Source organism: Sporomusaceae bacterium, assembly GCA_031460455.1.
In the GTDB taxonomy this organism is placed as follows: domain Bacteria; phylum Bacillota; class Negativicutes; order Sporomusales; family UBA7701; genus Anaeroselena.
On record JAVKTQ010000048.1, the window covers coordinates 1 to 1226 of the forward strand.

At 63.8% G+C, this 1226-nt stretch carries 2 protein-coding genes; both read right to left on the reverse strand.

Features of this window, described 5'->3' with window-relative positions; translation table 11 throughout:
• The coding region (locus tag RIN56_20650) for a 3-oxoacid CoA-transferase subunit B (GenBank protein ID MDR7869203.1) at nt 1-599 on the reverse strand (599 nt) is incomplete at its 3' end.
• A gap of 15 nt (nt 600-614) precedes the next feature.
• Nucleotides 615-1226 carry a 3-oxoacid CoA-transferase subunit A gene (locus RIN56_20655; GenBank protein MDR7869204.1) on the reverse strand — a complete coding sequence of 204 codons (612 nt, stop codon included), beginning with the start codon at nt 1224-1226 and terminating at the stop codon, nt 615-617.

Consider the following 1226-nt stretch of genomic DNA (forward strand, 5'->3'; position numbering starts at 1 on the left):
GTAGCGGCCCTGACCTCCTCGACGGTGACGCCGGGGGCGGTCTCGGTCAGCACCAGGCCCCGCTTGTCGCGGATGAAAACAGCCAGATTGGTCACAACCATATCGACCTCCTGCTGCGCGGTCAGCGGCAGGGTGCACTTCGTGAGAATCTTCGGCGAGCCGTCTTTGGCCGTGTGCTCCATGGCAACGATAACGCGCTTCGCGCCCACCACCAGGTCCATCGCGCCGCCCATGCCGGGAACGATCTTGCCCGGCACCATCCAGTTGGCCAGATTGCCTTCCTCGTCTACCTCCAGCCCGCCAAGCACGGTGGCCGCCAGATGCCCGCCGCGGATGATCGCGAACGACATCGCGCTGTCGAACACCGCGCCGCCCGGCAGGATGGTCACCGGCTTGCCGCCGGCGTTGGTCGTGTCGGGATCGGTCGCGCCGTTGGCTGTGCCCAGACCGACAAAGCCGTTCTCCGAGTGGAGGGTGATATGGACGCCGGCGGGGATAAAGTCGGCGACCAGGGTCGGGATGCCGATGCCGAGGTTGACGAGGTCGCCGTCCTCAAACTCGCGGGCGATGCGTCTGGCGATCAGTTCTTTCGAATCCATCTTCCTCTCCCCCTCCTAACCCTGCACCAGGTATTTGACGAAAATACCCGGCAGCATAACGGCGTCCGGATCAATGGCGCCGATTTCGACAATGTTTGTTGCTTCGACGATGACGACTTCGGCGGCCGTGGCCATAAGCGGGTTGAAGTTGCGGGCGGAGCTGTGGAAAACAAGATTGCCCGCCTTATCGGCCGTATGGGCCTTTATAAAGGCGACGTCGGCCCGCAGCGGCTTCTCCAGCAGGAATTCGCGGCCGTCGACGGTAATAACCTGCTTGCCTTCGGCGACGACCGTGCCCAGGCCGGTGGGGGTGAGAACGCCGCCAAGCCCCGCGCCGCCGGCGCGGATCCTCTCCGCCAGCGTGCCCTGGGGCACAAGATCGACCGCCATCTCGCCGGCGTTCATCTGGCGGCCGGTCTCGGGGTTGGTGCCGATGTGGGAAACAATCGCCTTTTTCAGCTGCTTCTTGACCACGAGTTTGCCGATGCCCTTTTCGGGGGTGGCGGTATCGTTGGCGATAACGGTGAGATCTTTCGTCCCCTGGGCGACAAGCGCGTCCACCAGAGATTCCGGGGTGCCTACCGCCAGAAAACCGCCGATCATGACGGTCATGCCGTCCTTGACCAT

What these genes read in the sequence shown, in the direction of transcription:
- RIN56_20655 (MDR7869204.1), bottom strand. Translation starts at nt 1,226, where the DNA reads ATGGTCAAGGACGGCATGACCGTCATGATCGGCGGTTTTCTGGCGGTA.